This is a genomic window from Serratia sp. NGAS9 (genome assembly GCF_009905295.1).
Lineage (GTDB): Bacteria > Pseudomonadota > Gammaproteobacteria > Enterobacterales > Enterobacteriaceae > Serratia > Serratia bockelmannii.
The window spans coordinates 4,189,339-4,211,125 of record NZ_CP047605.1 but is presented as its reverse complement, the minus strand read 5'-3'; the positions used below and the strand labels follow the sequence as shown (position 1 = coordinate 4,211,125).

At 54.3% G+C, this 21,787-nt stretch carries 19 protein-coding genes, 1 tRNA gene and 1 pseudogene; 11 read left to right on the top strand and 10 right to left on the bottom strand.

The window, feature by feature from the left end; genetic code table 11:
- Positions 1–19 precede the first annotated feature (19 nt).
- Both GUC32_RS20045 and GUC32_RS20040 read right to left on the bottom strand, forming a co-directional pair.
- Positions 20–364: a DNA-binding transcriptional regulator gene (locus GUC32_RS20045; protein ID WP_025304117.1), complete on the bottom strand. Its 345-nt coding sequence runs from the start codon at positions 362–364 to the stop codon at positions 20–22.
- Positions 357–743 (bottom strand): annotated as a pseudogene (locus GUC32_RS20040) (type II toxin-antitoxin system RelE/ParE family toxin). The gene GUC32_RS20045 and the pseudogene GUC32_RS20040 overlap by 8 nt, the downstream one beginning before the upstream one ends.
- A 261-nt stretch (positions 744–1,004) precedes the next feature.
- On the opposite strand from GUC32_RS20040, the gene prfB reads away from it, so the two are divergent.
- The 3 genes from prfB to GUC32_RS20025 all read left to right on the top strand — a co-directional run bounded on the left by prfB (position 1,005) and on the right by GUC32_RS20025 (position 3,851).
- Positions 1,005–2,103 (top strand): peptide chain release factor 2 gene (prfB, locus tag GUC32_RS20035; protein WP_096242572.1). Its coding sequence is split into 2 segments (ribosomal slippage): positions 1,005–1,079 and positions 1,081–2,103, totalling 1,098 coding nucleotides; the frame shifts between segments, so codons are not numbered across the junction.
- A gap of 9 nt (positions 2,104–2,112) precedes the next feature.
- Complete coding sequence (lysS, locus tag GUC32_RS20030) at positions 2,113–3,630, top strand: lysine--tRNA ligase (protein ID WP_004931697.1); 1,518 nt, start codon at positions 2,113–2,115, stop codon at positions 3,628–3,630.
- Between the two features lie 147 nt (positions 3,631–3,777).
- Positions 3,778–3,851 (top strand) — tRNA-Gly (locus GUC32_RS20025).
- Between the two features lie 202 nt (positions 3,852–4,053).
- Here the strand turns inward: GUC32_RS20025 and GUC32_RS20020 are convergent.
- Together GUC32_RS20020 and GUC32_RS20015 are read right to left on the bottom strand one after the other, a co-directional pair.
- On the bottom strand, positions 4,054–5,364 hold the full coding sequence (locus GUC32_RS20020) for an MFS transporter (protein ID WP_060448423.1): 1,311 nt from the start codon (positions 5,362–5,364) through the stop codon (positions 4,054–4,056).
- An 87-nt stretch (positions 5,365–5,451) separates the two neighbouring features.
- Positions 5,452–6,402 (bottom strand): 2-hydroxyacid dehydrogenase, encoded by a 951-nt coding sequence (locus GUC32_RS20015; protein ID WP_369435394.1) that lies wholly within the window; start codon positions 6,400–6,402, stop codon positions 5,452–5,454.
- Positions 6,403–6,975: 573 nt separating this feature from the next.
- Between GUC32_RS20015 and GUC32_RS20010 the strand changes: the two genes are divergently transcribed.
- The 4 genes from GUC32_RS20010 (at position 6,976) to GUC32_RS19995 (ending at position 11,453) form a co-directional block, all read left to right on the top strand.
- Positions 6,976–7,446 carry a YhcH/YjgK/YiaL family protein gene (locus tag GUC32_RS20010; protein ID WP_025304114.1) on the top strand — a complete coding sequence of 157 codons (471 nt, stop codon included), beginning with the start codon at positions 6,976–6,978 and terminating at the stop codon, positions 7,444–7,446.
- Positions 7,447–7,822: 376 nt separating this feature from the next.
- Positions 7,823–8,410, top strand: coding sequence for a sugar dehydrogenase complex small subunit (locus GUC32_RS20005; RefSeq protein ID WP_049206132.1), 588 nt, complete (start codon positions 7,823–7,825; stop codon positions 8,408–8,410).
- Positions 8,407–10,059 (top strand): GMC family oxidoreductase, encoded by a 1,653-nt coding sequence (locus GUC32_RS20000; protein WP_049208193.1) that lies wholly within the window; start codon positions 8,407–8,409, stop codon positions 10,057–10,059. The genes GUC32_RS20005 and GUC32_RS20000 overlap by 4 nt, the downstream gene beginning before the upstream one ends.
- Complete coding sequence (locus tag GUC32_RS19995; RefSeq protein WP_261456820.1) at positions 10,056–11,453, top strand: cytochrome c; 1,398 nt, start codon at positions 10,056–10,058, stop codon at positions 11,451–11,453. The genes GUC32_RS20000 and GUC32_RS19995 overlap by 4 nt, the downstream gene beginning before the upstream one ends.
- A gap of 120 nt (positions 11,454–11,573) precedes the next feature.
- Here GUC32_RS19995 and GUC32_RS19990 read toward each other — a convergent pair whose 3' ends face one another.
- The 3 genes from GUC32_RS19990 to GUC32_RS19980 form a co-directional block, all read right to left on the bottom strand.
- Positions 11,574–12,566 (bottom strand): LacI family DNA-binding transcriptional regulator, encoded by a 993-nt coding sequence (locus GUC32_RS19990; protein WP_025304110.1) that lies wholly within the window; start codon positions 12,564–12,566, stop codon positions 11,574–11,576.
- A 295-nt stretch (positions 12,567–12,861) separates the two neighbouring features.
- A complete protein-coding gene (locus GUC32_RS19985) occupies positions 12,862–14,094 on the bottom strand; it encodes a cysteine desulfurase-like protein (protein WP_261456821.1) in 1,233 nt (410 codons plus the stop codon).
- The gene (locus tag GUC32_RS19980; protein ID WP_225735536.1) at positions 14,091–14,705 is read right to left on the bottom strand and encodes a 2OG-Fe dioxygenase family protein; all 615 of its coding nucleotides are present in this window, start codon (positions 14,703–14,705) and stop codon (positions 14,091–14,093) included. The genes GUC32_RS19985 and GUC32_RS19980 overlap by 4 nt, the downstream gene beginning before the upstream one ends.
- A 607-nt stretch (positions 14,706–15,312) precedes the next feature.
- On the opposite strand from GUC32_RS19980, the gene GUC32_RS19975 reads away from it, so the two are divergent.
- Both GUC32_RS19975 and GUC32_RS19970 read left to right on the top strand, forming a co-directional pair.
- On the top strand, positions 15,313–16,038 hold the full coding sequence (locus GUC32_RS19975; protein WP_141998895.1) for a hypothetical protein: 726 nt from the start codon (positions 15,313–15,315) through the stop codon (positions 16,036–16,038).
- Between the two features lie 73 nt (positions 16,039–16,111).
- The gene (locus GUC32_RS19970; RefSeq protein WP_141998893.1) at positions 16,112–17,371 is read left to right on the top strand and encodes a glycoside hydrolase family 75 protein; all 1,260 of its coding nucleotides are present in this window, start codon (positions 16,112–16,114) and stop codon (positions 17,369–17,371) included.
- A 58-nt stretch (positions 17,372–17,429) separates the two neighbouring features.
- Here GUC32_RS19970 and GUC32_RS19965 read toward each other — a convergent pair whose 3' ends face one another.
- Together GUC32_RS19965 and GUC32_RS19960 are read right to left on the bottom strand one after the other, a co-directional pair.
- Positions 17,430–17,999, bottom strand: a complete 570-nt coding sequence (locus GUC32_RS19965) for an HdeD family acid-resistance protein (RefSeq protein WP_141998891.1) — start codon at positions 17,997–17,999, stop codon at positions 17,430–17,432.
- Between the two features lie 127 nt (positions 18,000–18,126).
- On the bottom strand, positions 18,127–18,993 hold the full coding sequence (locus tag GUC32_RS19960; protein ID WP_161781787.1) for a LysR substrate-binding domain-containing protein: 867 nt from the start codon (positions 18,991–18,993) through the stop codon (positions 18,127–18,129).
- A gap of 189 nt (positions 18,994–19,182) precedes the next feature.
- On the opposite strand from GUC32_RS19960, the gene ycaC reads away from it, so the two are divergent.
- Together ycaC and actS are read left to right on the top strand one after the other, a co-directional pair.
- Entirely contained in the window at positions 19,183–19,812 is a 630-nt protein-coding gene (gene ycaC, locus GUC32_RS19955; RefSeq protein WP_025304103.1) for an isochorismate family cysteine hydrolase YcaC, read from the top strand.
- Between the two features lie 188 nt (positions 19,813–20,000).
- Entirely contained in the window at positions 20,001–20,750 is a 750-nt protein-coding gene (actS, locus tag GUC32_RS19950) for an amidase activator ActS (protein ID WP_043142556.1), read from the top strand.
- 34 nt (positions 20,751–20,784) lie between these two features.
- Here the strand turns inward: actS and GUC32_RS19945 are convergent, their stop codons facing one another.
- The gene (locus tag GUC32_RS19945) at positions 20,785–21,642 is read right to left on the bottom strand and encodes a GyrI-like domain-containing protein (RefSeq protein ID WP_043142553.1); all 858 of its coding nucleotides are present in this window, start codon (positions 21,640–21,642) and stop codon (positions 20,785–20,787) included.
- Between the last annotated feature and the right edge of the window lie 145 nt (positions 21,643–21,787).

The following is a 21,787-nucleotide window of genomic DNA, read 5'->3' as shown; positions in this document are numbered from 1 at the left end:
ACTGGTGCACGAACGCTCATCAGTTTCGTGGTGAGATGATCAGGCTAGCGACCCCTTTCTGTTCGATAATTTCCAGCATTCTGAGCGCGGCTCCCTGGGGTTTTACCGCGTTACGTTCCCATTTTTGTACGCTGGTGGTCGACATGTTGACCACGGCCGCTAAATCGGCCTGGCTCAGGCCGAGCCGTCTGCGCAGCATTTTGATGCGTGCGCCGTCCATTTGATCATGCTGCTCACGCTGGGCATGTTGTTCCTGCGCCTGTACTCGTGTGGCGATGTTGCGTACGGTATCGTCTGACACCGCACCGATCTCATTAAAACGCTGTGCCATTTTTTGCAGTCTGAGCAGGCGATTATCAGTCATCGCATTTCACCTCTCGCAAGTAGCCGCTATCGATGGCTCGTTTGATAATTTCCGGCGGCATGGCAAGAAAATCTCTGGCGAGCTCGCGATAGGTTGCCAATTCATCATCGTTGATTTCTTTTGCACCGTTCTGTTTTACGGTGTTTTTCAGCCATCCATCAATAAAATACTGATGACGACCGCGTTTAAACGCCACGATGGATCGAGCACCACCCCGTTTACCCCGATTGAGCGAAATACGTTTCTTCTAGACGCCGCCGCCCAGATCGCCGTCATGGTTACCGTGTGCGAGTTCGTGAGCCGCGGTGCAAATCTTTTGATCGACGATGCGATTTTTCTTCATAAATTTGTCGAAATCATCCGTGACGAAAATGTCCATTTTGGCACCGCCTGTCCCTGTGAGTCATCATAGCGACTATAGTCTCAATGACCACATTGCTCAATACTTGAACAGCTTAGCGGCGTGAGGGGCACCGGTAATAAAACGCTGGTGAAATTCCTGCTCTTCCTGCCACCCGCTTTGTCGCCCGATCGCCACAAAAACTGACCAACTCGCTATAAACTGCCGCCCGGATCCGTTAGAATTGGCGGTTCCAATGGCATTCCGCCATCGACGACATCAACGTAAAAGAACGAAACCATGTTTGAAATTAACCCGGTAAAAAACCGAATTCAGGACCTGTCCGAGCGGACTGCGGTTCTTAGGGGGTATCTTTGACTATGATGCCAAGAAGGAACGCCTAGAAGAAGTCAACGCCGAGCTGGAGCAGCCGGACGTTTGGAACGAGCCGGAGCGCGCACAGGCGCTCGGTAAAGAGCGCGCCGCGCTGGAAGCCATCGTTGAAACCATCGATCAGCTGGAGCAGGGCGGCGAAGACGTCGGCGGGCTGCTGGAACTGGCGGTGGAAGCCGACGATGAAGAGACCTTCAACGAAGCGGTCGCCGAGCTGGATCAACTGATGAGCAAGTTGGATCAGTTGGAATTCCGCCGCATGTTCTCCGGCGAATACGACAGCGCCGACTGCTACCTGGATATCCAGGCCGGTTCCGGCGGCACCGAAGCGCAAGACTGGGCCAGCATGCTGCTGCGCATGTACCTGCGCTGGGCCGAAGCCAAGGGCTTCAAGACCGAAGTGATCGAAGAATCCGACGGCGACGTCGCGGGCCTGAAGTCTGCCACCATCAAGATCATTGGCGACTACGCGTTTGGCTGGTTGCGCACTGAAACCGGCGTGCATCGCCTGGTGCGCAAGAGCCCGTTCGACTCCGGCGGCCGTCGCCACACCTCGTTCAGCTCGGTGTTCATCTACCCGGAAGTGGACGACGATATCGATATCGAAATCAACCCGGCGGATCTGCGTATCGACGTGTACCGCGCCTCGGGTGCAGGCGGTCAGCACGTCAACAAAACCGAATCCGCCGTACGTATTACTCACCTGCCAACCAACATCGTGGTGCAGTGCCAGAACGATCGTTCTCAGCATAAGAACAAGGATCAAGCGTTTAAACAGCTGCGAGCCAAGCTGTACGAGTTTGAGATGCAAAAGAAAAATGCTGATAAGCAGACGATGGAAGACAACAAGTCCGACATCGGCTGGGGCAGCCAAATCCGTTCTTACGTGCTGGATGACTCCCGCATCAAGGATTTGCGTACCAACGTCGAAACGCGTAACACGCAGGCCGTACTGGATGGCGACCTGGATAAATTCATTGAGGCAAGTTTGAAAGCCGGGTTATGAGGAATAGAAATGTCTGAACAACAAGTACAGGGCGCCGATCAGGCGCTGGATCTCAATAACGAACTGCAGTCCCGCCGCGAGAAACTGGCCGGCCTGCGTGAGAATGGCATTGCGTTCCCGAATGACTTCCGTCGCGATTCCACCTCCGACAAACTGCACGCTGCGTACGGCGATAAAGACAACGAAGAGCTGGAAGCGCTGGGCGTAGAAGTGACCGTCGCCGGCCGCATGATGACTCGCCGCATTATGGGCAAGGCGTCCTTCGTTACGCTGCAGGACGTGGGCGGCCGCATTCAGCTGTACGTCGCGCGCGACGATCTGGCTGAAGGCGTGTACAACGAGCAGTTCAAGAAGTGGGACCTGGGCGATATCCTCGGCGCGCGCGGCAAGCTGTTCAAAACCAAGACCGGCGAACTGTCGATCCACTGCACCGAGCTGCGTCTGCTGACCAAAGCGCTGCGCCCGCTGCCGGACAAATTCCATGGCCTGGCAGATCAGGAAACCCGTTACCGCCAGCGTTACCTGGATCTGATCGCCAACGAAGAGTCGCGCAACACTTTCAAAGTGCGTTCGCAGGTGATGTCGGCTATCCGTAACTTCATGGTGGAACGCGGCTTCATGGAAGTCGAAACCCCGATGATGCAGGTGATCCCGGGCGGCGCGTCCGCGCGTCCGTTCATCACTCACCACAATGCGTTGGATATCGACATGTACCTGCGCATCGCGCCGGAACTGTATCTGAAGCGTCTGGTGGTCGGCGGCTTTGAGCGCGTGTTCGAAATCAACCGTAACTTCCGCAACGAAGGCGTTTCTCCGCGTCACAACCCAGAGTTCACCATGATGGAACTCTACATGGCTTACGCGGATTACAAAGACCTGATCGAGCTGACCGAGACGCTGTTCCGCACCCTGACCGAGAAAGTGCTGGGCACCTCTCAGGTGCAGTACGGCGACGAAGTGTTCGACTTCGGCAAGCCGTTCGAGAAGCTGACCATGACCGAGGCGATCAAGAAATACCGTCCGGAAACCGATCTGGCTGATCTGGCCGACATGGGTAAAGCGGTGGCCATCGCCGAATCCATCGGCATCAAGGTTGAGAAGAGCTGGGGGCTGGGCCGCGTCGTGACCGAGATCTTCGAAGAAGTGGCGGAAAGCCATCTGATTCAGCCGACCTTCATCACCGAGTACCCGGCTGAAGTGTCGCCGCTGGCGCGCCGCAACGACGTGAACCCGGAAATCACCGACCGCTTCGAGTTCTTCATCGGCGGCCGTGAAATCGGCAACGGTTTCTCCGAGCTGAACGACGCCGAAGACCAGGCGCAGCGCTTCGCCGATCAGGTGAACGCCAAAGACGCCGGCGACGACGAAGCGATGTTCTACGACGAAGATTACGTCACCGCGCTGGAGCACGGCCTGCCGCCGACCGCCGGTCTGGGCATCGGTATCGACCGTATGGTCATGCTGTTCACCAACAGCCACACCATCCGCGATGTGATTCTGTTCCCGGCGATGCGCCCACAGAAATAATCGCGTTTAGCGTGTAACAACCGGTGCAGGCAACTGCGCCGGTTTTTTTTCGTCTACGGGACTTAACCGCTTAAAACATCGACAGTTACGCGCCATCTCCGCTTGCCCGCCGCCGATAACCGGTTATAATGCCTGTCGCACACCGATGCGGGTGTAGTTCAATGGTAGAACGGCAGCTTCCCAAGCTGCATACGAGGGTTCGATTCCCTTCACCCGCTCCAAAACCTCCGTAAACATCACCCCATTGAGCTATAACCGTTTTCAGAAAAGCTGATTCTCAACGATTGCATCACCGTTTGGTGTGGGTTGACGTGTGAGACGAGCAAGCCGCTGGCCTGGCATCTTACCGCGATAACACAACGCGCCATCCAGTCCTGATGCGGGTGTGAGCCACCGTTGCTGCCCACACCGCGCCATTGCCGCTTAGCTCCATTTCTGTTTAGCCCCGGAGGGCAGGCGGTTATCCGTTTCTTCGCAGGAGCGATCGCATTCTTTCGGCAGCAGGAAGGTGATACTTCCCGCCAGCAGCAGCGATGCCGCCAGCGCGCAAACCGCGACGTTCTGTCCGTACACATAAATCATGACGCCTACCAGATAGGGGCCGCAGAACCCACCGAGGTTGCCCAGCCCGTTGATCACCCCGCGTGCGCTGCCCGCCACTTCTGCCGTCGCAATGCGTCCGGGAATTGACCAGAAGGGGCTGGTCGCCGCTTTAAGGAAGAAGCCGCACACCACCAACGCGATATAGGCGGCCACCACGTGCTCATGCAGGATCACCGAGGCTATCAGCGCCGCCGCAAAACAGTACAGGGAGATCCTGACCCACAAACGGCGTTTACCGCTGCGATCGCTGAACATCGAAATCACATAAATCCCCGCCAGAGTGGCAACAAACGGCAGGATCGCCAATACCCCAACATTGGCCATGCTGCCACCGGTCAGGTTTTTCAAGATGGTGGGCAGCCACAACGTATATCCATAGTCTCCGGTCTGGTAAAAGAAATTCAGCACGACCAGGCGCATCAATCCCTTGTTGCGAAACACCGCTTTTAACGGTGCTTTTGCCGCCGGCACCATCCCTTCTCGCGCTTTGCGCTCCCGGGCCAGCTCGGTTAATAAATAGTCGCGTTCCTTCGCCGGCAGCCAACGCGCCTCTTCCGGGCGGTCACTGATCACCAGCCACCAAATGGCCAGCACCACGACCGACAACAAGCCTTCGATAATGAACAGCCAGCGCCAGTCGAGAGTGGCAATAATCGCGCCGGAAACTGGGGCGGTCAGCATCCCCCCTAGTGGGGCAAACATCATGACAAAGGCATTGGCCCGGCCCAGTTCTTTTTCCGGGAACCAATTGCTGACCATGGTCAGCACGACGGGCAACATTCCTCCTTCGGAGATCCCGAGAATAAAACGCAGCACGAGCAGCTGATACTGATGGGTGACAAAGCCGGTGGCGATAGAGACAATCGCCCAGGCCACGAGCGACCAGGCGATAAAACGTTTCCCGCTACCGTAAACCGCAAGTCGTCCGCCAGGGATTTGCAGAAATAAATAACCAATAAAAAATATCCCACTGGCCACGCCAGCCATTTGGCTGGTAATACCTAAATCCTGTTCCATGCCGCCCGGCAGAGCAAAGCTGATATTAACGCGATCCATAAATGAAATAATGCAGGTGACAAGGATCGGCGCGATAACCCGCAGCCAGCGAGTTCCTGGTATTTTATCGGTCATAGTAATGCCTCGATGATATCCGCCACGATAAGCGGATATTTTGTTAGGCTGAATAAAAATGATGGTGCGCCATTCAGGCGATCATTTTTATTGAATTAAGCCAGGAATATCCTGATGGGAAAAATAACCTGCGAGATTATCCAAAACGGATTGGCTCATTCCCTGGCGGGTTTCTACGGTAGCGCTGGCCACGTGGGGCTGAAGCAAAACATTCTCGAGCGCAAAGAACGCTGTCGGGACATGGGGCTCGTTTTCAAACACATCCAGAGCGGCCCCGGCGATAACATGATTTTGTAACGCCTTTATCAGCGCCGCCTCATCGACCAGGCTGCCGCGGGCGATATTGATAAGCCAGGCACGATCGGGCATGGCGTTAAATACGCTGGCATCAATAATCCCGCGGTTTTCCGCACTGCCAGATGCCGCGATCACCAGGAAATCACTCTGCGCTGCGAGCGTGTGCAGATCGGCGCACCACGGGTAATCCAGGTCGTCTTTGCGCCGGCGGTCAGTATACAGTATGGTCATATCGAAGCCTTTCGCCCGGCGGGCGATGGCTTGGCCAATATTCCCCATGCCAAAAATACCGATGCGCTTACCGCTCACTTTGGTCGCCAGCGGTGGCGGCGTCGTTTCCCAGCGGCCTTCGCGTACAAAACGGTCTCCTTGGCAGAGGCGGCGGCTGGCGGACAGCATTAGCCCCATCGCCAGATCGGCCACATCATCGGTCAGCACGCCGGCGGTGATCCCGACGCTGATATGGCGTTCCCGGGTGTAGTTGAGGTCGATAGCGTCAGTTCCCACGCCAAAAACAGCAATCATGCCCGCCTGCGGCAGCTGCTCCAGCGTCTCCCGGGTTACCCCCACGTCACCACGGGTGACCACCGCCTGAACGTCTGCGCCATGGCGAGCCAGGAAGGCTGGAATATCTGATTGTTCATAGAGACGGAATACCCGGTAACTGGTGTCCAACGCGGCCTGTAAAGCATCCATCACCGGCGCGATAAGTAAAATGGTAGGTTGAGTGTCAGTGTGCATCGTTGCGATCCTGTCTGAAAACAATAGGGGATATCCTGTATCAGACGTTTTTTTACCGCTTATTATTGCGATCTACATCACGCCAAAGAGTGTTAAAAAAGCATGTTACTGCTGGCGTGATCTCGTGTGCAATTTCGTGGCTTCTGTCGATTATTATCGGGGGCGATAGCCCGTTATGCCCGTAGGCGGAGAGTGTGAAATCGGTCGATTCTGATGAAAAGGGTGAATAGCCAGTGATTTTCTGCCGTGGATCACAGGATAAGTAACGCTGTTTCGTAACACTTAATTAAGTGACTTTTGTCACAGTTTTAAACGGCTAAAAACCGTGAGATAGGCCATGACTTATTTCACCATGCCGAATGGCCTTTCAGGTGGAGTTTACTCACAGTGGTGATAGGTTGTAAATATTAGAAACAAAGCGGTTTGCTTTGTTGTTTATTCATAGTGGCGCCCGTAGAACGATCTAATAGTGATTCTGCCGTAATTACGCCGAGATTGCGTGTTGCCATAACACTATCCAACCATTGTTTTTGTCGGTGAAATACCGAGCCGATATTGACCAGAGAAAATATTATGATTATTGATGCTTTAACCACTGCCGTAAATAATAGGTTCTATCCGGCGGCCATCCGTAAAATGCTGGCCAGTATTATTGAAAATGAGCCGTACAATTTACCTGTCGGGCACTATCAGGTGCAGGGTAAACAGATGTTCTTTAACGTCGTTGAAGGGGAAACCAAACTATTGGCCGACCAGAAGCCAGAGTTTCATCGCCAGTATCTGGATATCCATCTTGTCCTGGAAGGGAAAGAAGTGATTGGCGCCGGGGTTCTGGGGCTACCTCTGCCCCTGAGTGAGCCGTTTAACGAGGCGCACGATCTTGGGTTTAGCCCGGCGATCCCCGGTGAGACTCTCATCCACCTGCAACCCGGTGAACTGGCTGTTATCTTCCCGGGTGAGTTGCACCGCCCGATGAGTACCTGCACGGCACCGGCAGCTCTGCGTAAAATTGTGGCGAAAATCGACTGCGCCCTGCTGACGTAGCAAGACGTTCAGCGGCGGCTGGTATCGTGACTTCAGGCTGCCCGGCGGAGAGCCTCGCTCATCCGCTGTCTGCAGCGATTCCGAAGAATACGCCTTTCCCATCAAAGCCATAGCCCCTAATTTTTAAAGATTGAGTTGGGTTGAATAAATTTACGGCAGAGATTACGCCGTATTATTTACAGGGATATTTTCTTCAGGTTCACATTACATCCTTAAAGGCCGTGAGTTTACCTCTGTAGTCGATGTAGCCAATCTCATAACGCCTTGATCTTTTAATGCGGTTCCTCCCCATTGGCACAATTTTTTATTTTGGTTTGCCTGCGTTCTGATAGATATTAAAAAAACTATATAAAAATAAATTATTTCGGAGCTAACAATGTCGTTGCAAATCGTGCTTACCCGCAGGGAGGCGCTGGGAAAAATGGTGGGCGTCATCGTCGCCGCCAGCCTGTTGCCTTATTCAAATATAACCTATGCCGAACGGGCACAAATTGCCGCCTCGCCCGTTGAATACGCGCAATTTTTGCAAATTTCGAGAAAAATTACCGAGTTTGACGATTTGGACGTCACCCTCTCCGCCCGCTATTTTTCCGCACTGCGCGAACATTTTCCGCAGTTGAACTCGCAACTCAACGCCCTGTTCACCCTGAGCCAGCAAGCTACCGATGCGGAAACCTTGAACCGACATGCGATTGAACAGGGGCAGAGGGAGCTTATTCAGGCCATCGTGACCGCGTGGTATACCGGAACCGTAGATCCTTCAAGCGCCGAGCAGGGTCAGTTGATTACCTATAAAGAGGCACTGATGTATCGCACGGTTCAGGATGCCCTGATCGTGCCGACCTGGTGCAATTTTGGCCCGCTGTGGTGGACCGGCCTGCCGCCGGGCGTTACCCGCCAACCTTCCATTCCCGCAACAGATTTGCCTGCCGTAGCCGATAAAAAATATGAGGACCGCGTGTGAAAAGCCCAATAATTAATGCTTCCGGCGATGCAGAGGCCGATGTCGTCATTGTCGGTTCCGGTATTGTGGGCGGTCTGATGGCGGATGCTTTGGTGAGCCAGGGCTACTCGGTGCTGGTACTTGAGGCAGGCCCGCGCATTGAGCGCGCACAGGCTGTGGAAAACTGGCGCAATATGCCACTGCACAATCGTGCGGGGTCGGATTTTCAGGGGCTTTACCCGCAATCGGAGTACGCCACCGCGCCGCTCTATTTCCCGGAGAACGACTATATCAAACTGACCGGCCCCAATGGCTCTGGCTTTAAACAGGGCTATTTGCGTGTGGTGGGGGGAACCACCTGGCACTGGGCCGCTTCTTGCTGGCGCAACCATCCCAATGATTTTCGCATGAAATCTCTCTATGGCGTGGGGAGAGACTGGCCTATTTCTTACGAAGATATCGAACCGTGGTACGCGAAAGCCGAAGAGGAAATAGGCGTTGCCGGCCCGAATAATCCGGAGTGGCAGTCCCCTGCGGAACGCAGCGGGCCTTACCCGATGGACATGGTGCCCTGGGCCTACGGCGACAGACGCATTGCTGAGATTGTTAATCCTCACGGTTTTAAATCGGTGCCCATTCCGCAAGGCCGCAGCACCCGGCCCTGGAACGGACGGCCCACCTGCTGCGGCAATAACAATTGCCAGCCGATTTGCCCGATCGGGGCGATGTACAACGGTATTCACCACGTTGAACGGGCCGAACACAAGGGGGCGAAGGTGATCCCTGAAGCGGTGGTGTACAAAATTGACACCGACGACAATAACCGCGTCACCGCCGTTCACTGGTATGACACGGCGCACAACTCCCATCGGGCGATCGGTAAAACGTTCGTTCTGGCCTGCAATGGGATTGAGAACCCGCGCTTGCTGCTGCTGGCGGCCAACGAAAAGAACCCGAACGGCATCGCGAACAGCTCGGATCAGGTGGGACGCAACATGATGGATCACTCGGGCCTGCACTGCTCCTTCCTGGCGCGAGAGGCCCTGTGGGTTGGCCGCGGCCCGGCGCAGAGCAGCTGCATGGTGGGGTATCGTGACGGCGTGTTCCGCAGCGACCACTCCGCCAACAAGATCATCATCAACAACATCAACCGGGTGATCCCCTCCGCCCTTGAAGTCCTGAAAACGGGCAAGGTCGGCAAGGCGCTGCAGGATGAAGTGCGCGATCGCGCCAGCCGCTCGGTGGATCTCTCCATCAGCCTGGAACCGCTGCCGGACCCGAACAACCGTCTGACCCTGAGCCCCACTCGCAAAGACAAGCATGGCCTGGCCTGCCCGGACATCCACTACGACGTCGGCGATTACGTGCGCAAAGGGCTGGAAGTGGTCAAAACCCAGCTACGGCAGATTGGCGACTTGTTCGATGCGCAAGAGTTTGTGATTAACGACAAGCTGAATGCCAACAACCACATTATGGGCGGCACGATCATGGGCAGCGACCCCACGAACTCGGTGGTGAACGGTAATTGCCGCGCTCACGATCACGACAACCTTTGGATCCCGGGTGGAGGCGCCATGGTTTCAGCCAGCGTTGTCAACACCACGTTGACGATGGCGGCGCTTGGACTCAAGGCGGCCAATGACGTACTTCGAGCCCTGGAGAGCAAATGAATAAAATCACCCACGCGCTGGCAGCGACGCTGCTGCTGGGAAGCGGTTTTGCGGCGCATGCCCAGGACGGCGATCTGATCGCTAAAGGGCAAGCGCTGGCTATCGCCTCGGACTGCATGGCCTGCCATACGAATACGCAGCAGCAGGGTAAACCTTTTGCCGGGGGGTACGGCATCGCTTCCCCCATGGGCACTATCTACGCCACCAATATTACTCCATCGGTAAAATACGGTATCGGCGGCTATTCCGAAGCGGCGTTTGCCGACGTGCTGCGCGCCGGGATCCGGAAAGATGGGGCGTATCTCTATCCGGCCATGCCCTACACCGCCTACACCCGTCTGAGTGATGACGAGATCCACGCTCTGTATACCTATTTCATGCATGGCGTTGCCCCGGTCGATGAGCCGGCCAAGCACCAAACCGATCTGCCGTTTCCGTTCAACATCCGCCTCTCCATGGCGGTGTGGAACAGGCTTTATTTGGACAATCGGCGCTTCACCCCGGATCTGACGAAAGGTGAGGCGTGGAACGAAGGGGCCGCGCTGGTGCAGGGCCCGGCTCACTGCGGAACCTGTCATACGCCGCGTAATGTGCTGATGGCGGAAGACAATTCGCGCTTCCTGATGGGGGCATCGTTGGGCTCTTGGTACGCGCCGAATATCACCGCAGATCGCCAAGAAGGGATCGGTGGCTGGAGCGAGCAGGAGTTAGTGGCCTACCTGAAAACCGGTCGGGCGGAAGGGCGCGCGCAAGCGGCGGGGCCAATGGCTGAAGCCGTTGAGCACAGCTTCCAATACCTGACCGACCGGCAGCTGCAGGCGATAGCGACTTACCTGAAGACCGTGCCGTCACAGGGCGATGAGCGCCAGGGCAATAGCTTTAGTCAAGCGCATTACAACGTTGAGCACCATCTCCGCGGCATCAATTCGCCCAACGCCAACCACACGCTCAATAGCGGCGAGGCGCTCTACAGCGGCTACTGCGCCAGTTGCCATCAGCCGGATGGCAGCGGCAGTTTGAACCAGGCCTACCCTTCGCTGTTCAACAACTCCACCACGGCCGCGAGCAATCCGTCAAACCTGATTGCCGCCATTTTGCAGGGGGTTGATCGCCGGGTTGACGGTAAGCACGTCCTGATGCCGAGCTTTGGCGCCGGTTCCTATGTCGGAGAACTGACGGATAAGCAGGTTGCCGATATCGCTAACTTCGTGCTGCAGAAATACGGCAACAGCACGCTGAGCGTGACTGCGGCCGACGTGAGTGAGGTGCGCGCCGGGGGCCCGAAACCGCTGTTGGCGCGCGCACAGCCGATGATTCTGCCTGGCATGGCCGTCGCGGCGGTCGTCATTATTCTGCTGGTCCTATTCTGGCTCCGCCGCCGCAAGGCACGTTAAGGGGGCGTTCGGTCAGGTGGGTGGCGCCATCTGGCCGAATTTCTGGCCGGGATAACGAGAGATGGTCTTCTGGCGAAGCGGGCAGTGATGGCCAATGATAAAGTCACTGGCAGGGGCAAGCTATATTGTCTCCCCCATTGACAGGCGGAAGTGGAGATCGACACGTTCAATGGTCGGCAGCCCTTTAATTTTTTTTATTATGATTTCTGTCGCCACTTTCCCCATCTCATACCGTGGCGTCAGTACGCTGGCTAACCGAGGAGTAATGATCTGCCCGATCTCAAGACCGTGAAATCCGGCAATGGCCATTTGCGCTGGCACGCTGATACCGTTTGCCAGACATTCCTGTAACACGCCCACGGCCAGATCGTCGTTGGTACAGAGAATCCCATCCATATCCGGATACATCTGGCTCGCAAGCGTCATCATGCCTGTTCCAATCGAAATGGAAGAGATCTTATTGGGGGAGATACGACCGGTAGGTAAATCATGGTTAGCCATTGCCTGACAGTATCCCGTATAACGCTGTTCATCGCGGATATCAGACATTGAACCAAAATAGATAATGCGTTTTTTACCGCTGGCCAGCAGCATGGTGGTCATATCGTAGCCGGCTTTCACATTATCAAAACCCACGTTAATTCGATCTGTATTGCCTGACAGCCCCATGATTTCAGCAACGGGTATTTTTGCCGTCTTCAGGAATTTTTCCGCCCGCAGACTATGGACCGACTCGGTCAGCAGCAGCCCTTTTATCTTAAAAGCCAGGATCGCGGCAATTTGCTCCTCTTCGCGTTTGCTGTTGTAGTCATAATTGACGACCAGCGTCTGATAACCCTGTATAGACGTCACGGATTCAATGCCGGCGAGGACATCAGCAAATATCAGATTGTTAAAAGAAGGAACCAGAACGCCGATGAGGGGAGGGCTATTGGAATAGAGGGCGGGATTGTCGGGATCGGCCTGATAGCCGACTTCCTCGATAACGGCGGCAATGCGCGCAGCTGTTTCCGGTTTAACCCTGTCCGGCGTGCGCAGATAGCGACTGACCGTCATTTTGGTTACACCCGCCAGTACAGCAATGTCATTTAACGTAATTCGCTGCGACTTCACCATTCATACTCATCTGACCCAGACCGTGTTTGTCATTATGCCCACTGCTGAGTCAAAAGAGAATGCGTGCAATGCGCTACCTCCGGCGTATTCGGTGACAACCGCACGATGCGCCGATCCCGGCTTCTTTTGCCGTTCCAGCATGAGTATGTTCATTATCCCCGCATTTCGTAACGGAGTGAAAGAAAGGCACGCATCAGCGTGCCGTGGACTCTCATGGAAGAAAAGGCGGGCAGTTTGATTCCTTTTCGTCCGCTCAACCCGCTCAATAAGGTGAGCGGGCGATGTGGCCGGGTTAACTGAGAATATCTTCGGCGATCACGTTGAACAGCGTATCGATCTCGCCTTGAGTGTTGTAGTGCATCATGCCGATGCGCAGCACGCCGCCGTCCTGCAACCCTAGCTGTTGCACCAAGCCCAACGCATAGAAATGCCCGCTGCCGGCGCAGATGTTGTGCTGCCCGAGGCGGCGGGCGATTGCGTCAGGCGTATGGCCGCTGAAGGTCAGGGCGAAGGTCGGTGTGCGGCGCGCGCTGTCCGCCTGGGGATTGCCATAAAGCCGCACCCCGTCGAGCTGCTGCAGCCGTTGCAGGAAGTGGCGGCACAGCGCCTCTTCATGCTGGTGGTAGGCGGCGAAACTCTCCTGCAAACGCTGCCTTAACGGCGCGCCGGGCGAGCCCCACTGCGCCAGATACTCGATAGCGGCCGCGACGCCGGCCAGCGCTTCGAAGCTCTGAGTACCGGTCTCGAAACGGCCGGGGCCGACGTCGGTGGCCGGCTCGACTTTGTACGGACGCAGGCGCTGCAGCCACTGCGGCGCGATGTAGGCCATGCCGATGTGCGGGCCAAAGAACTTGTAGGCGGAGCACACCAGGAAATCACAGCCCAGCGCCTGTACGTCGATCAGGTTATGCGGGGCGTAATGAACGGCGTCGACATACACCTGCGCACCGACCCGATGCGCGGCTTCGACGATGGTTTTGATATCGACAATGCTGCCGGTGACGTTGGAGGCGTAGCTGACCGCCACCAGGCGGGTGTTGGCATTGATGCGCTCACACACTTTCGCGGCATCCAATGCGCAGTCGGCGCTCTCGAGCGGTATCTGATGCACCACGGCCCCTCTGTCGGCAGCGGCCTGCTGCCAGCTGGAGACGTTGGCGTAGTGATCCAGCGCGGTGACGATGACCTCATCGCCGGCCTGCCAGTCGCGGCTGATGATGCGGCTGAGATGAAAAGTCAGCGTGGTCATGTTCATGCCGAAGACGATGGTGTCGGCCGACGGGGCATTTAACAAGGCGCGCACCGATTCCCGCGCCTGGCCCATCACCTCGCCGGTGACTCGGCTGGAGAAGTAGTGGCCGCCCAGGTTGGCGTTGTATGCCCCCAGGTAATCCGTCATTTTTTCCAGCACGCCCCGTGAAACCTGCGCACCGCCGGGGCCGTCGAAAAAGATCGCCGGTTTGCCGTCGATTAGCTGGGACAGGGCGCTGAACTGGCGGCGGGCGAGCTCGGGAGTAAAGGTCATGCTTTCTCTCCCCGCGCGGTGAGGACGAAGAGGTCCAAATGGCCTTCTTCTGTTGGGCTCACGGCGTTGATCGGCGTGGCGTTGTGCCACAGTTTGCTGTCCGCCAGCAGCACGGCTTCGCCGTCCGCCAGCGCTTTTTTAAAGAAGGGATCGTGGTGACTGTCGTCATACAGCATGATTTCACCGCCGACGATGTTGTGCCGGTGAATGGCGATCATCGCGATGTGGTCGAAACCGTCCTGGTGAATGCCTTCCGGCGCCACCTGGGTGTCTTTCTCGATGGCGACCACGCGCATCTGGTGGATCTCTATCTCGGCGCCTTCCGGCAGTTCGTTGCTTTCTGCAAACAGGTTGCACATCTCTGCCATGCCGGCGCTCTGCAACACGGCGCTGTCGATAGGTTCGAAGCGGCGCACCACGTTGCCCTGAAAGTGGTTGATCTGATCCGACTGCATGAAAGTGCGCGGCCCCACTTCGGCGACGTTGGGGTTGAGGTATTTGACGACCGAGTAACGGCGCAGGCGATATTTTCCGTCGGCGTGTTGCGTGTGGGGCAAGGAGGAGAACGATGGCATCAGCTGTTGGGTGGCTTGCGGGCTTAGTACAGTCATACTTATTACGTTTTCGTGTTTCTGTAACATAATCACCTCTAATAATAATAATTTCTGATGTTGTAGGGGGTAATTCGATTGAATTGTAGACGACTCTATAACCAACGCAATTTGGCGGTGGCGAGGTGTGACGGCGGTCGTAAAGTGGGGTGAACAGTAGAGAGGGGCGGTTGCATCAACGCGTTTTTCGGTGGTAATGAGAGGCAAACGTCATTTTTACAAGAGCATCCCAATCAAGCCTGGTTTACACCTGGCTAAGGAGTGGAGGCATGATAGAACACTACCTGTCAGATGAGGGGGTAGGGATAAGAGGACATATTATCGAATGCTGTGCACAATACTATCATATCTATTGGCGATTTTCCGTCAGGGCAGAGGTCTGCTTTATTATATTGAATGTTTTAACTTTAGTGAAAAGGAGCGGTGGTCAAAGATATTCTATCCAAGATTTTTATGCATAGGTAAACCATTGTTAAGAACAAAATATCAGACGATCGTTGATTTCTTAGATTTAAATTTCAAACTAAAAGTCTATAACTAGAAAAGTGGAGGAAAAAAAGTACTGAGCTATTTTTATAAATAAGTGTCTGTGTTGTGAGCTTAGAATATGAATAATCTATTAGCTTCATTATCATTAGCGTGGATGCTTTCTGGCTGTACTAGTCCTTATCCGATCCCGGTAGAAACACCTCGGCCCGCACCGTGGCCGGTCGAGGCAGAAAAAAAACCTAAGATTGATAACATTAAAAAAATCGCTTTGGTTTATCGGAATTTATGGCGAGAAAAATACATAAGTCTTTATCAGCAAACTTATGGATATAATGAAGTGGGTTTTTTTGGTACTCTCGTTGCTGTGATTTCGGCCGCAAGTGGTTCAGTGACCACTGCGATGTACAGTGGCGGAATTGCAGCTGGCGCTAATATCTTTCCCGGTCATTATAATTATGCAACGCAAATCTATAATTACAAGACGGCTGCGGCATCGGCTAATTGCATGTATGAAGCCGTTAACCTTTTAGATCAGGATATTGCGTTAATTATTAATGCTAACAAGGCATACTATACTGATATTGGAAATTATCTCTACCAGAATCTGGAGGATTTGGCCTATGAATTGGAGATCAGGCAGGCGGGTGTTGAATTAATCACGCCTAATCTTGATGCGTTGGCGGAAGCCATTAAAAAAGAACAACAAAATAAAGAAAGATTGCTGAGTGTCACAATGAGTCAAGGGAGTAAATTTTACAGTAAAGAAGACAAAGAGTTGGTGGTCGCATCTGTTAAATCGAAGATAAAACTCTGCCGAATTAATATGGCCGACAAGCCGTCATAATGTATCACGTATATCTTTTTGCTTGTCGGTAATATATATCGGTTGGTGCCATCCTTTCACCGAGGGTAACATTATGTCAAATATCATCTCCCACCCATGGAAAAATAACCGGACTTCCCCAGATGAGCCGGTCATGCCAGATCCTGTAGTTATGATTAAAGATGATGGCCATATTTTAATTATTGCCGATGCGGATACGGATGCCGATGGCAGTCCTGATGCCGAGGAAATCGATCCGACAGGGCAAAAGGAAACCAGCTTAAGAAGAGGGAATGGTTGGCGAGGTGAGGGAGATTATGTTAATGCACGTATTATTCCATATTTTGTTATTCCAGGTAATTGGAAGAAGATCACCGGGGTCGCTGTGAATATGGGAGATATGGCTAAAATAAATTATAAAAATAATCATATCTATGCAATCTGTGCAGACGTCGGTGGAAAAGATTCTATCGGAGAGGCCTCCATTGCCGCAGTCGAAGCGCTTGGCGTTAACCCATGGAGTAAAAATAAGAAAAAAATAATCAGGGGGATCGGATATGGCGTGACCTATGAGGTCATTGCAGGTTCTGCAAGCTTGGGGGCAACGGTGAGTTTTGAAACGATCCAGGCATATGGTAGAGAGTTATTCAAGGAAAACTTGCCTTTTAGTTTGCCGATGAAAATCGAAGATATCTCCGGTGTTATGTTAGGTAGTAATGGAAAGGGAACTCCGACGGTAGTTATCTCGTCGAAATCGGGAGAAAGTCATGTTAAAGAATATAGTGATACTCAGGAGCTCGCTCTGATACTGCAACTACTGCCCAAAACAAAGGTCACGATAGATGCACCGTTTGTTGTGCAACTGGCTGATGCCATGGTGTGGAATGATCAATTTCCCAGTAATGCTGAACGGTTTGTCGGGATGTTTAAAGAAGATTACCGTTCAATCAGGGAAGCAGTAGAAGACTGGTTTGTGCCGGAATACAGCCCTACCGCGACAAGTAATGCCTGTGTTGCACACCAGGTCAGTTGCCTTAAACTTTGTGACCTACCTTATCCGCAACTTGGCAGCATGCAGTCTATCAATGTTGATTATTTCGTTGAATGGGCTCTGGAGCAGGGATGGCAGAAGATAACCCACCGTGCGAGTTTGGCGCCGGGAGATATTTGTGTCTCTGGGCCGATTGGCCACCTCAAGGAATTTGACCATGTTTATTGCTTTGTCTCGTTTTCTGCCGAGCAGGTCGGCTATGCGGCTATTTTTGATAATCAATATTTTGGTATCCACCTACGTTCTCTCGATGGTATAGGTTCAACGATTGGGGAATGGCGTTACGCAATAAGAATGCCCTAGGGAATTTTTATTGGCGTGTTATTCAAAGCCGCCGCTCAAGGGAGTGGCGGCTACCGAGTTAGCTTTTTCTAAACAGATTCGCCGCCTGGAACAGCGCAAAGGAACTGACCAGCATCTCGATGCCGACGATCGCCGTCACCAGCGTGACCGACGCCGCCGGGCCTGAACCGATCAGCATCCAGGAGATGATCAAATCGAGCACGCCGATAACGAACTGCAGCCAGTTGCCCGGCAATCCGCGGCGCATATAGCCAGCCGCCAGGCGGGCGATGCCGCCGAGCGCGAACAGCACGGCGAGGTACACTGCCAGCGCCAGAATGCCCGCCAGCGGGCTGGTGATGAACACATAGCCGATAATCAGGTAGGCCACACCCAGCAGAATGCCGCCGATCATCGGCCAAGTATTCTGCGCTCGGTTGGCGATCATGGCGATAATCAGCCCGGCGCCGCTCAACAGCAGCAGGACGCCGACCACGATGCTCAGCGCCGCGCCGGAGGCGAAAGGATTAACCAGGCACACTATACCGCCCGCCAGCAGCAGGAAGGCGATGATCAGCAGGGTGGTGCGTTGCTTTTTGAGCAGTTCTTCGCTCAGGAGGGGCAGATTATTGCGATCAAGGTTTAGCATGTTACAGCTCCATTCTCTTTGTTGCGATCCTCGGGGGCACTCTATTTTTCCGAGCGCTCTATTATAGTAGTCACTTTTTAATCACTGCGGTAAATCCGGCGTGGCGTTTATGCTTGGTAGCGGCGTGTTATTCGGCCAGTTCATCAACGATGAAATCAATCAGCGCCCTTACCGAAGGGGGGAGTCCTTGTCTGGAAGGGTAAAACGCGACAATCTTGTGTTGTTCCAATGTCCAGTCGTCGAGCAGCGTTTTCAGGCTGCCGTCGAGCAGTTCCTGGCGGGCTAATTTCAGCGGCAGGCAGCCAACACCGACGCCTTTTACGATCGATTCCTTGATCAGGCGAATGTCATCGCACACCATGCGCGACTCGTTGTTTATTTTGACTTCGCGATCGGCTTGTTGAAACGTCCAGGCGGCCTGAAGATGGGTCGATAACCACCCGACCGTTGGCAAACTGGAGAGATCTTCGGGCGTATTGATACTTTGGTACTGAATAGTTGCAGAGGGGGCGACCATAAATGCGGTGGGCACAGCGCAAATTCGACGCATCACCAAGTTGCTGTTTTTGGGCTCATCGGCGATGAGTTTTAATGAGAGGTCATACCCTTCAGAAATAATATCCACGTTGCGATTAAATATTTTTACATGCAAACTGACCTTAGGGTATTGCAGCATGAATTTCGCCAGGACTTCCGTTAGGCCAAGATCCAGGAGAATGTTTGAGCAGGTTAGTTTTATTTTTCCAGTGGGTTTTTCGCTTTTGTTAATAATGAGGCATTCCGCTTTCTCTGCGGTGCTAATCATCTGCAGGCAGTACTGATAATATTCTTTTCCTATATCGGTGACCATGAGGTTTCGCGTTGAACGCTGAATAAGTCTGACATTGAGCCTTTTTTCCAAATTGGATATTCGTCTTGATAGCGTCGATTTGGGTATACCAAACTTCTTACTGGCGGAAAGAAATCCACCGCATTCAACTACTCTGGCAAACATAACCATCTCATTGAAATCTATCATATAAAGTTGACCTTCCCAGTGGTGAGATACTCATTCCCAATAATCGTTCTATTTACCCGGCTGGTTCATTGCTAGCCTGATGTCGGAGCGTTTGAAAGCATGCTACATGCTTGGAATGCATGGGGCGATCGGAATTTGATGATTTTGATGATAAAGGAGAAGGGAATGACTTTTAAATATAACCGATTAGATAAGGCACAGGCCGCCGTGTTATTAGTCGATCATCAGACGGGGCTACTGTCCCTGGTTAGAGATCAGGATCCGGATAAATTCAAAAATAATGTTTTGGCGCTGGCCGATCTGGCTAAATACTTCAATTTACCGACGATACTGACCACGAGTTTTGAAAACGGACCGAACGGCCCTTTGGTGCCAGAGCTAAAGCAAACTTTCCCTGACGCCCCCTATATTGCTCGTCCCGGCAATATCAATGCCTGGGATAATGAAGATTTCGTCAAGGCGGTAAAGGCCACGGGCAAGAAACAACTGATCATCGCCGGCGTGGTGACCGAGGTTTGCGTGGCGTTTCCTGCGCTCTCTGCGTTGGAAGAGGGGTATGAGGTTTTCGTCATCACCGACGCATCCGGCACGTTCAATGCGATTACGCGCGATGCGGCTTGGGATCGCATGTCCCAGGCCGGCGCGCAGCTGATGAGTTGGTTTGGCGCGGCGTGCGAATTGCACCGCGATTGGCGAAATGATATCGAAGGGTTGGGGAACCTGTTCTCTCAACATATCCCTGACTATCGCAATCTGATGACCAGCTTCAGTTTGCTGACCTCAGGTAAACAGTAACCCCGGCATCGCTGCATGATTTGGCGCCTTATGGCGCCATTTTTCCTCCCGCCGATCGTGCCGCAGCGGCCTCCGTGCCAGTTGTTTTCCGATAGTTGCCTCTTTCCCGCTTTTTGACTGACCCGGCGCAAATGTTACACTGTGCGGCTGACGCGTATCAGAACCGAAAAGACGATTGGGGACAGGATTTGAGCACAGGAAGCAAGCTGGCGAGGTGGCGCCGCATCGCGGTGTGTCTGACATTGGGGCTATTGTTGGCCGGGTGTTCGGGTAAAAATACCTACAACCGTGACTACGACAAACTGCCGAAGGGCAGCTACACCGGCAAGTCTTACACCGTCAAACGGGGCGATACGCTGTACTACATCGCCTGGATCACCGACAGCGAAGTCAGCGATCTGGCTAGAATCAACAAGATACGCCCGCCTTATAGCCTGGAAGTGGGGCAAAAGCTGCGGCTGAGCGGCAGCACGCCGACCAAAACCGCCGCCACGCGCCGTAAAACGTCTTCCTCCGCGATCGCCAAGCAAACGCCACCGCCGGGCGCCGCACGTTGCTGGCGCTGGCCGACCAGCGGCCGGATCGTGCAGGCGTACTCCAATGCCGATGGCGGCAACAAGGGCATCGACATTGCCGGTAAGCGCGGCCAGCCGATCTATGCTTCCGCCAAGGGCAAAGTGGTGTACGTCGGCAACCAACTGCGCGGCTACGGCAACCTGATCATGATTAAGCACGGCGAAGACTTTATTACCGCCTACGCGCACAACGACACCACGCTGGTGCGCAACGGCCAGGATGTGAAAGCGGGGCAGAAGATTGGCACCATGGGCAGCACCGGCACCGATTCGGTGTTCCTGCATTTCCAGATCCGCTACCGCGCCACCGCGCTCGATCCACAGCGCTATCTGCCGCCGCAGGGATCGTCGCCGTCCTGTTAACATTAATCCGGCTCCTTACGGGGCCGGATGTCAGCTATTTCAGTGGCAGATAAAGATCGGTCACCAGTTCATATTCCGCCACCTCGTGCACGAAGTTGTGGTAGTGGAAATAGAGCGGAAAGTCACGCAGCTCCTCGCCGCTGGCCGGCAACCACTCGCGGTACAGATAGTGGGCACTTTCCGAGAGCCCATCCAGCGAGCCGTGATGGCGCAGCACCGCGCAGCGTCCGGCCGGCAGCGTGCCGTTCACCACGCCAGAGGCGTTGTCCTCCGGGATCGGTGCAGTGACCTCGCCGCAAATGAAGAAGTGGAAGTCTTGCGCGTCGGTGGTGGCCGGATCGTGCGGTGCAATGCCGTAAGTGCGGCTGCTTCTGACCGGCGACAGGCCGCTGGTTTTGCGCCACTCGATAAAGCGTGCGGCGGTTTCGTTGACCAGCGCGGGCGGGCCGCTATGTTCGATCATCGCCACTGGCGTGGCCGGGAAATCGACAATGTCTACCTTCATGGGTTGTTTCCTTTTGTGTTTCGGCTCGGGAAAGCGCTGCTGCCAATCGATCCAGGCCGGCTGTTTGCGAAACTGGCTCGGCGTTTGGCTGAACGCCTGTTTGAAGGCGCGGCTGAAGGACTCCGGGTTTTGAAAACCGGCGTCCAGCGCGATGTCAATCACCGGCTCCAGCGGGTTATACGCCAGGCGGTAAGAGGCGCGTTTAAGCCTCATCCACTGGATATAACGCCACACCGAGATGCCGCAATACGCGCTAAACTGGCGTTGAAAGTGAAAGCGCGAAAAATGGGCCACTTCGCTCAGCGTGTCGACGGTAAGCGCTTCGTCCAGGTGGCGGTCGATATAGTCAAAGACCTGCGCAAAGCGCTTTGCATACGTCTGGGTCATGTGATTGTCTCCTCCATGCCTGAACTTTGCCCGAGTCGCTGCTGCTTCTCCTGACGGATGATGCTGAGTTGCCACCGCAGGAAAACGGAATGGCTGCGGCGTTCGCCGCCGGCCAGGCCAAACTCATAACCCCCGCGCGGCCATG

Excerpts from the sequence above, each read along its gene's own strand:
- GUC32_RS20045 (WP_025304117.1), bottom strand. The coding sequence starts at position 364 with ATGACTGATAATCGCCTGCTCAGACTGCAAAAAATGGCACAGCGTTTT.
- lysS (WP_004931697.1), top strand. The coding sequence starts at position 2,113 with ATGTCTGAACAACAAGTACAGGGCGCCGATCAGGCGCTGGATCTCAAT.
- GUC32_RS20020 (WP_060448423.1), bottom strand. The coding sequence starts at position 5,364 with ATGACCGATAAAATACCAGGAACTCGCTGGCTGCGGGTTATCGCGCCG.
- GUC32_RS20015 (WP_369435394.1), bottom strand. The coding sequence starts at position 6,402 with ATGCACACTGACACTCAACCTACCATTTTACTTATCGCGCCGGTGATG.
- GUC32_RS20010 (WP_025304114.1), top strand. The coding sequence starts at position 6,976 with ATGATTATTGATGCTTTAACCACTGCCGTAAATAATAGGTTCTATCCG.
- GUC32_RS20005 (WP_049206132.1), top strand. The coding sequence starts at position 7,823 with ATGTCGTTGCAAATCGTGCTTACCCGCAGGGAGGCGCTGGGAAAAATG.
- GUC32_RS19995 (WP_261456820.1), top strand. The coding sequence starts at position 10,056 with ATGAATAAAATCACCCACGCGCTGGCAGCGACGCTGCTGCTGGGAAGC.
- GUC32_RS19985 (WP_261456821.1), bottom strand. The coding sequence starts at position 14,094 with ATGACCTTTACTCCCGAGCTCGCCCGCCGCCAGTTCAGCGCCCTGTCC.
- GUC32_RS19980 (WP_225735536.1), bottom strand. The coding sequence starts at position 14,705 with ATGACTGTACTAAGCCCGCAAGCCACCCAACAGCTGATGCCATCGTTC.
- GUC32_RS19975 (WP_141998895.1), top strand. The coding sequence starts at position 15,313 with ATGAATAATCTATTAGCTTCATTATCATTAGCGTGGATGCTTTCTGGC.
- GUC32_RS19970 (WP_141998893.1), top strand. The coding sequence starts at position 16,112 with ATGTCAAATATCATCTCCCACCCATGGAAAAATAACCGGACTTCCCCA.
- GUC32_RS19965 (WP_141998891.1), bottom strand. The coding sequence starts at position 17,999 with ATGCTAAACCTTGATCGCAATAATCTGCCCCTCCTGAGCGAAGAACTG.
- GUC32_RS19960 (WP_161781787.1), bottom strand. The coding sequence starts at position 18,993 with ATGTTTGCCAGAGTAGTTGAATGCGGTGGATTTCTTTCCGCCAGTAAG.
- ycaC (WP_025304103.1), top strand. The coding sequence starts at position 19,183 with ATGACTTTTAAATATAACCGATTAGATAAGGCACAGGCCGCCGTGTTA.
- GUC32_RS19945 (WP_043142553.1), bottom strand. The coding sequence starts at position 21,642 with ATGACCCAGACGTATGCAAAGCGCTTTGCGCAGGTCTTTGACTATATC.